The organism is Gemmatimonas sp., from assembly GCF_041689975.1.
In the GTDB taxonomy this organism is placed as follows: domain Bacteria; phylum Gemmatimonadota; class Gemmatimonadetes; order Gemmatimonadales; family Gemmatimonadaceae; genus Gemmatimonas.
The window spans coordinates 1-8891 of record NZ_JBDNFF010000293.1; the positions used below are offsets into that span (position 1 = coordinate 1).

General features: G+C 63.3%; 5 protein-coding genes and 2 pseudogenes. 6 read left to right on the forward strand and 1 reads right to left on the reverse strand.

The window, feature by feature from the left end:
• From ACESNG_RS17745 to ACESNG_RS17765, 5 genes and pseudogenes are all read left to right on the forward strand, one after another.
• Positions 1-312 (forward strand): annotated as a pseudogene (locus ACESNG_RS17745) (type 1 periplasmic binding fold superfamily protein); the annotation flags it as partial.
• Between the two features lie 140 nt (positions 313-452).
• Complete coding sequence (locus ACESNG_RS17750; protein ID WP_373061044.1) at positions 453-902, forward strand: hypothetical protein; 450 nt, start codon at positions 453-455, stop codon at positions 900-902.
• 781 nt (positions 903-1683) lie between these two features.
• Positions 1684-3645 (forward strand): Xaa-Pro dipeptidyl-peptidase, encoded by a 1962-nt coding sequence (locus ACESNG_RS17755; protein WP_373070101.1) that lies wholly within the window; start codon positions 1684-1686, stop codon positions 3643-3645.
• Positions 3646-3692: 47 nt separating this feature from the next.
• A complete protein-coding gene (locus ACESNG_RS17760; protein WP_373061042.1) occupies positions 3693-6731 on the forward strand; it encodes a WD40/YVTN/BNR-like repeat-containing protein in 3039 nt (1012 codons plus the stop codon).
• Between the two features lie 871 nt (positions 6732-7602).
• A complete protein-coding gene (locus tag ACESNG_RS17765; protein WP_373061041.1) occupies positions 7603-8109 on the forward strand; it encodes a DinB family protein in 507 nt (168 codons plus the stop codon).
• 90 nt (positions 8110-8199) lie between these two features.
• Here the strand turns inward: ACESNG_RS17765 and ACESNG_RS17770 are convergent, their stop codons facing one another.
• Positions 8200-8424 carry a PP2C family serine/threonine-protein phosphatase gene (locus tag ACESNG_RS17770; RefSeq protein WP_373061040.1) on the reverse strand — a complete coding sequence of 75 codons (225 nt, stop codon included), beginning with the start codon at positions 8422-8424 and terminating at the stop codon, positions 8200-8202.
• 256 nt (positions 8425-8680) lie between these two features.
• Here ACESNG_RS17770 and ACESNG_RS17775 point away from each other — a divergent pair.
• Positions 8681-8891, forward strand: a pseudogene (locus tag ACESNG_RS17775) (transposase); the annotation flags it as partial.

Here is an 8891-nt window from a genome sequence, read left to right on the forward strand (position 1 = left end):
GTGAAGTTTGAAAACCGTCTCAAAACTCCGGCGGAAGACATCACCGCCGAGGTGCAGAAGGAGGCCAACGAGCATCGCGTGTTCTACACGGTCACGAACGCCGGTGTCACAATCACCACCACCGACGTTGACGGACAGAATCGTCCGTTGGGCTTGCGCTTCAGCAAGGTGGTCACACCGGCCGCCAGCGGCATCGGCACGGTGCGTGTGGTGCTTTGTCACTACGGAAGTACGTCGAAGGTGGCCGCGGCCACGTCGTGCACCGGAGATACAGATATCAGTTTGACGTTCAACTTCACCATCGCGCCGTAAGCGCGTTGGTATCGGCCGTCCACCGTCACGGTGGGCGCGCCGAGTGCGTCCGTGGCTGGCCACACCCTGAACGCTCTGATCATCCCCTGACGCACACCGGGTGACCTTGCCAGTGCTCGCCGTTCCGGGCATCATCCGCTATGTCACTCACGCACGAAGACGTTACCCCAGGGCTTGTGGTCCAGTTGGACACGGCCGTTTTGCGCGCCCTCGGCGGGTGCCAGACCAATGCTGTGCTGGGACCCGAGGGGGACCGGTCGGTGGTCGGCACGCAGGACTTTCTGCTGGTCGGACTCGACGCGGCGTCCGGTCGCTGCACCGCGGTTCCGTTGTTCGCAAAAACGGCCGTCGGCAATCAGCCTCTCGAGAATGGCAAGAAGTCGGGGCGGGCCGAACAGTGGGTCGGCACCGACACCTTCTTCTCGCGCTGGCAGCATTGGCGCATTCCGCTCGCGTCAATCGTGGCCGCGTCGGCCGACGATCCGGCCACCAGCGCTGATCGTCGTCGCTATGCCGCTACCGATCGTTCGGCACTCGACGACATCAAGAACTGGGAAGGGCGGAACCGCGCCGCCTATCGGGACGCGTAACGCGCGGCTGGAAGCAACACTGTCCAGATATGATCAGTAGTGTCCCAACGTTTTTCAGAGGAGAACGAGTGGAATGGGCTTGAAATCAGCGTCTGAATAACCAGGTGGTGACGCGCGTAGTTGATGGAGCGGGACTTGCACGAACAGGGCCACTCTCAGGATCTGTAGCATTGCGTACACGCGTTGCCGGTCAAGCGGGAGACCTTGCTTCGCGATCCAGAGGTGCGTGTTCTTCGCGTGCCCTCGCGATCTTCGCGGACTTCGCGCGAACGGCGGTGCTGGCGGCTGCCACGGAGTGATCGGAGAGCCAGCTGGTTCGCGCGAAGCTCGCGGAGCACGCGAAGCGACGCGAAGCACAGCAAAATGATGGAAATGGGAATCGTGCCAACGGACGGGGCGCGGCGAACCACCACGCCTGTTGCGGCGGTTCTTCGGTGCATGACAGTTCCGCGCGCCTCCGCGCAAAAGACCGACATGCAGCGCCTCGTCGTTCCAGTCGAGACCAGACAAAACGACTCCGCTCCCCAGGCAACTCAACCACGTACACCGTTCTAATCCCTAAACGTTGGGACGCTACTGATCGTGCATAGGAACAATCCGCGGTCATTCGTGCTGATCCGCAGTAAGGCTGTTCCCCTCACAACCGTGCCGACGTCCAGGACCGCAGTACTGCCCCCTGAGCCGTTCAGTCCGCACATTGAGCAAGGGCGATCTCTACCGCCCACTCCTTCGTGACGGTCCCCCTGATCGTCCGCGTCGCCTCCATTTCCGACACCGCGATATGAGCCGTCGTTCTGTTCTCGCCTGCCTGCGCGCCCCGGTCGCGCTGGTCGCCGTGCTGGTCGCCCGTGCCGCCCTCGCGCAGCCGCCTGCCAAGACCGTCGCCCCCGTGTTCGTCAACGGGATGACACAGGTCGTCCCCGAATGGCGCGATTCCACCACGTGGATTCGCCATGACCTGTGGGTCGAGACCGACTTCGATAGTGATCGCGACGGTCGCAAGGATCGCGTCCACGTAGACGTGACCCGTCCAGCGCAGACCGAGGGTGGTGGCCTGAAAGTGCCGGTGCTCTACGGCTCAAGTCCGTACTTCGCCGGCACGTCGCGCGACGATTCCAACTGGAACGTGCAGCAGGAACTCGGCGATCAGCCCCCCACACGCCGCGCCATGGTGGCGCCGGTGCACCAGCCCAACCGCCGGCGCATCTCGAACGCGCTGGTGAACGAGTGGGTGCCGCGCGGCTTCGCGGTGGTGCACTCGGAGGCGACGGGCACCGGCTTGTCACAGGGCTGCGCGACCGTGGGTGACTATCCCGAACGCGCGCCCATGAAGTTCGTGATCGATTGGCTTAACGGCCGCGCCAAGGGCTACACCACGCCCGCGGGTGGCGAGGAAGTACGCGCCACCGGTTGGTCGACCGGTAAGGTCGGCATGATCGGTACGTCGTACGAAGGCACGTTGCCGTTGGCTGCGGCGACCACCGGCGTGAAGGGACTCGAAGTGGTCGTGCCCGTGTTGCCGAATACGTCGTACTACCTGTATTACCGCTCGAACGGACTCGTGCGCTCACCCGGTGGCTATCTGGGTGAAGACGTGGACGTGCTGTACGACTTCGTGGCCAGCGGTGATCCGGCCACCCGTGCCCGGTGCGATGTGCTCTGGAAGAGCAACGTATTCGCCGGGCCGAAAGGACAGGACCGCGTCACCGGCGACTTCAACGACTTCTGGAAGAAGCGCGATCTGTTGCCGTACGTGAAGAACATCAAGGCCGCCGTGCTGCTGGCGCACGGCCTGAACGACTACAACGTGACGCCGGCGCACAGCGTACGCATTTACGACGAGATGAGGGCGCGCGGACTGCCGGTCGGCTTGTATCTGCATCAGGGCGGACATGGTGGGAATCCGCCGGCCGACATGCTCAATCGCTGGTTCAGTCACTACCTCTACGGCGTGAACAACGGCGTGCCGGGTGATCAATCGGCGTACATCGTGCAGGATGCTGCCGCACAGGCCCCGATGGCGGCCGTCGCCGCGACGGTAGCAGCTGGGGCGCCGGCGCCGAATCTGCGGCTTCGCGCCACGGCGTTGCCGACGCCCTTCGCGACGTTCCCTGTGCCCGGCACGCAGACAGTCACGTTGCATCCTACCGCCGGTGGACGCGGCATCGCGTCGCTGGCGTTCGCGCCGGTTGCCACGGGCGCCGAGTCGCTCATCGACGACGTCGCGTTCAGCGGCAGCGCACTGGCGAGTGCGCCTTCTTCAGCCAACCGCCTGCTGTATGCGACACCGGTGCTCACTGATACGGTGCACATCTCAGGCACGCCGCGCGTGACGCTGCGCATGGCGGCCACGGTGAAGGCCGCAAACCTCAGCGTGTGGCTCGTGATGCTCCCTTACGACTCGGCGCGCGCCGGCTCGCAGAGCTACGTGGGCAACGTGTCGCACGGCTGGGCCGACTTGCAGAACGCGAAAGCGCTCAAGAAGGGCGGCAACTATGCGTCGAAGAATCGAGGGAAGGCGCTCGAGGCGGGTGAGTATCGCGAGGTCACCTTCGATCTCGAACCCACCGATGAATTCATTCCCGCCGGGAAGCAGCTTGCGGTGATGATCATGTCGAGCGACCGCGAATTCACGTTGTGGCCGAAGGCGGGGGCCGAGCTCACGCTCGATCTCGCCAAGTCGTCGTTCCGTATTCCCGTGGTCGGCGGCGTGAGCGCGCTGCAGAAAGCCGGTATGCGCTGACGCGCACATCACTTTCACTGTTCCTTCGAAACTTCTACATCACTGTCATGCGTTTTCTGTTTCGTATTGCCATCCCGACGTTACTCTGGGCGAGCGTGTCGGGCGCGCAGATTCCCGATGCGGCCACGCTGAACGGCCTGCGTTGGCGTTCGATCGGCCCGGTGAACATGGCCGGACGCATCACCGATGTGGAAGCACATCCCGGTCAGCCGAAAACGTTCTACGTGGCGGGTGCCACGGGTGGCATCTGGAAGACCGTAAACGCCGGTACCTCGTTCGTGCCACTCTGGGAAAAGGGTCCGATTGCGTCGATGGGGGATCTCGCGATCGCGCCGAGCGATCCGCAGATCATCTGGGCGGGAACGGGCGAAGAAGATTCACGCAATTCCGTCGCGCCCGGCTACGGCATCTACAAGTCGGTAAACGGCGGCGTGACGTGGCAGAGCATGGGCCTCGAGAAGACGCAGCACATCGGTCGCATCCTCGTGCATCCCACCAACCCCGACATCGTGTACGTCGCAGCACTGGGCGCGCTGTGGGCCACGAACCCGGAGCGTGGTCTTTACAAAACGATCGACGGCGGCAAGACCTGGACACTAGCCAAGTTCATCAGCGACAAGGCCGGCTTCGTCGACCTCGCGATGGACCCGCGCGATCCGAACGTGCTCTATGCCACGAGTTGGGAGCGCATGCGTAAGGCGCACTTCCTCAAGAGTGGCGGTCCCGGATCGGCGCTTTGGAAGTCCACCAACGGGGGGACCACGTGGAAGGAGATCACCGGCGGTGGTTTTCCTGCCACAGCGAAGGGGCGCATCAATCTCGCGATCGCGCCGAGTAATCCCGACATGGTCTACGCGATGGTCGAAGCCGATAGCGTGCGCGGTGCCAAGCCGCAGCGCTTGCTGAGCGGACTGTATCGCTCGTCGAACGGCGGCGCCACGTGGACGTGGATGAGCACCATCAACAATCGCCCGTTCTACTTCTCGCAGATCCGCATCGATCCCAGGAATGCGGATCGCGTGTACCGCATGGCTGTCGATTTCGCCTTTTCCGACGACGGCGGTGCTTCGTGGCGCGCGGGCATGGTGGGTATTCACGAAGACTACCACGCCATGTGGATCGATCCGAATGACCCCGAGCATTTCATCGTCGGTGGTGACGCGGGCATTTTTCAAACGTGGGACAAGGGTGGCACCTACGATGCCGTGAACAACATGGCCATGGGCCAGTTCTACGGCATCAGTTACGACTTTCAGGTGCCGTACCGTGTATGCGGCGGTCTGCAGGACAACGGTACGTCGTGCGGTCTGAGCCGTCGCGCCGGTGCCCCGCTGCAGATGACCGACTGGTTCGCAATCTTTGCGGCCGACGGTCTGCAGACGGCGCAGGATCCGTTCAATCCCGACCTTGTGTACTACGAGTCGCAGGGTGGCAACATTGCGCGTCGAAACGTCGCGACCGGCGACGTGGTGAACGTCAGGGCGCGCACGGTCACGCGCACGCAGTTCGGTCAGCAGATCGCGCGCATCCGCGGCTCGGGCACGCCGCCGCTCACGCCGGAGCAGACGAAGAGCATCGCCGACATCCGCGTGCAGATGAAGAAGGAGCTCGCCGATCCGAATGTGGCCACGCGGTGGAACTGGAATACGCCGTTCATGCTGTCGCGCCACGATGCAAACGTGCTGTACTCCGGCGCCGAGAAGCTGTTCAAGTCGGTCAAGAAGGGAGAGGAGCCGTACGCGATTTCCCCCGACCTCTCATCGCGTGATGAGTCGCGGATACGGATCACCACCGGCTTCGACATCGATGGCAATCCGGCGGTGGATGCCACTGGCGGCATCACGCGCGATGCCACGGGCGCTGAAGAAAACGCGACCATCGTGACCATCGCCGAGTCGCCGTTCAAAGCCGGTGTGTTGTACGTCGGAACGAACGACGGCAAGGTGTGGCTCACGAAGAACGACGGCGGGGCGTGGGAAGATCTGAGCATGCGCTTCCCCGGCGTGCCACCGTTCACGCACGTTGCCAGGATCGAAGCGAGTCCGTCCGATTCTGCCACCGTATACGTGGCCTTCGACAATCATCGCGACAACGACTTCGCGCCGTATCTGTTCGTGTCGAATGACTTTGGGAAGACGTTCCGCTCGATCGCGGCCGGACTGAACGTCGGGCGCCCGAACACGGTGTACGTGGTGCGCGAGGATCCGTTCAACGCCTCGCTGCTGTACGCCGGTACGGAACTCGGCGTCTATGCCTCGCTCGACAAGGGCGCAACCTGGTTCACACTCGACACTAATCTCCCCACTGTTCCGGTGTACGATCTGCAGGTGCATCCGCGCGATCGTGAACTCATCGCCGGTACGCACGGTCGCGGCGTGCAGATCCTCGACGTGTCAGCGCTGCAGCAGTTCACCGCGCTGGCGTTGTCGGCGTCGGCGATGCTGTTCAAGCCGACCGTGGCGCTGCAGTACGGCGAGCGTTTGCCGGGGTCGGAGCCGCGTGCCCAGCGCATGTGGCGCGGTGAACGCGTGCCGGCCGGTGCGGCCATCACCTATCGACTGGCGGCACCGGTAAGTGGCGGAGCGCCACGCATTACCGTACTCAACGCGGCCGGCGATACCATTGCGCGCCTGCTTGGCACCAACACGGTGGGATTGAACACCGTTACGTGGAACTTGCAGGCCACCGGCGCGACCATGCAGGGATCGAACACCGGTGGTCGCGGTGGATTCGGTGGCGCGCCGCAGGCCACCGGCACCCTCACCGATCCCGGGTTTCCGGCCGGCTTCAATGCTCGCCCGGCCGAAGGACGGGGCGGCGCCGACAGCACGGGCACGCCGGAGAACCAGGCCAAGGCCCTCATCGCCGCGCAGAATCGTGCGCCCGTTGCTGGTGGCGCGGGCCTATTCGGCAGTGGATTCGGTGGTGGCGGTGGATTCGGTGGTGGCCGAACGTCGTTCGTGGAGACGGGCGATTATCGCATCGTGCTCGAACTCCCGGGTCAGCCGAATGCCTCGTCGCAGTCCCTGCGCGTGGTGCGGGTTTCGCCTGATGAGCGCGCGGTGCTGGTGCCGGCGAGGCGCTGACAGAACCGGAGCGGTTACTCATGCAGAGTCAGTAGCGTCCCAACGTTTTGGGAGGAGAACGGTGCAGGTGGTTGATTTGCTTGAGGAACGGCGTCGTTTTGTCTGGTCTCGATTTGAACGACGCGGCGCTGCATGTCGGTCTTTTGCGCGGAGGTGCGCGGGACCGTCCTGCACCGAAGCACCGCCACAACAGGCGTGGTGGTTCGCCGCGCCCCGTCCGTCGGCACGATGCCCATTTCCATCATGTTGCGGTTCTTCGCGTCGCGTCGCGTGCTCCGCGAGCTTCGCGCGAACCAGCTGGCTCTCCGCTCGCTCCGTGGCAGCCGCCAGCACCGCAGTTCGCGCGAAGTCCGCGAAGATCGCGAAGGCACGCGAAGAACAGCCACACCAAGAGTGGTGTCCCCACGTGTTCAGGTGAACACGCACCGCTGGATCGCGAAGCAAGGTCTACATCTTGACCGACTCGGCTTTGAACCGCGTCACCACGATCTGCCGCTGAAACGCACCTTCAAACAACGGCGGGTGAGGCAGGACCGCCGCTCTTTGGGCCCAGATTCACCCACACTGAACCCCAAAGAGCTAAGTATTCTGGACCGTTCCTCTGCGTGCTCTGCGCCTCCGCGTCCTCCGCGTCCTCGGCGTGATCAGTTCAGCAGACTGTCCGTCGACCACTGATCCGTTCAACGGCGGCTCACTGACGGCGATGCTCGGGTGGATCGAGAACCGGTTACGCAGAGAAACGGAGAACGCAGCGGCGCAGAGGGCTCCTACCTACGGCACGGCGTAACCTTGAGAGGCTGCCGAAACGCACGAACCAACTACTGTTTTATCGGGACCGAAAAGCCACATTTCAAACCCAACGGAGATCGACGTGCAGAATTACGGTGCGAAGCAAATGGCGGAGAGCTGGCGCACGGTGCGCAAGAACACGGTGCAGCTGGCTGAGGATATCGCGGCCGATCAATACGAGTTCCGCGCCACGCCCGACACGATGACGGTGGCGAACATGCTGGCGCATATCGCCACCGGCCCCTACTGGGCCGAGCAGGTGCATTTCGTGGAGCGCAAGCACGAGCTGCAGATGCCGGATTTTCATCGATACTTCGGTGCAGCCGGCGCGATGGCTGCCGAGCTGACCACGAAGGGTCAGATCGTCGACGCGCTGATTGCGGGCGGGGAATCCTTCGCCCTGCATCTCGACGCCATGAGCGACGAACAGCTCGACGAACTGGTCGTGCTGCCCAATGCGAGCAAGTCGCGTATGGAGATGTTACTTGGCGTCAAGGAACACGAGATGCATCACCGAGCGCAGCTGATGATGGTGCAGCGCATGCTTGGCATCGTTCCGCATCTCACGCGCGCGCGGCAGCAGCGATAAGCTGGTACCCAGTGCGCGGTTGTCGATCTGGCAAAGCGGGGCGATCCACTCGGATCGCCCCGCTTTGGCACACCGCCGTCTGCCTGAGCATCACGCGAGCGGCTTGGGCGTGGCGCGTCCCACGACGACCGTGATGTTGTCGGTGCCCCCGCCGTCGAGAGCCTCCTGCAACAGCTGTTCGGCCGCCTGCTTCGGACTCGTCATCGCGCCCAATATTTCGGCGATACGCGCATCGGTGACGTGCTTCGTGAGTCCGTCCGAGCAGATCAGGTGCACGTTGTTCCAATCGGAATCGAGACGCGTAACGACAGGCATCGTTTAGTCTGAAGTTCCTCCCCCATTCATCCCGTTTTTGAGTGGTAACCCCTTTGGGATCAATAACATTGGTGGTTCTTTGTGGTCCTTTTTGTAGACATGTAAACATTTGACATTCACAATGGGATAGCGCCTATATGTAGACAGGCACATTCAGATCGTTCCCAACCGAGGGTCGACTCCCACCGTGTTGTTGCGGGAGTCCTACCGCGAGGGGGCGAAAGTGTGCAAGCGCACCCTGGCTAATTTGTCGGGCTTGGAGGCATTCCAGATCGAGGCGATTCGCGCCGCCTTGCGCGGTAAGGCGCAATGCCCGGTCGCACAGACCTTCGAGATCACGCGCTCACGGGCGCACGGTCACGTGCACGCCGTGCACCTGGCCATGCAGCGCCTGGGCTTCGCCTCCCTGCTGGCCTCCAAGCCGTGCCGCGAACGCGACCTGGTGCTGGCCATGGTGGCCGCACGCA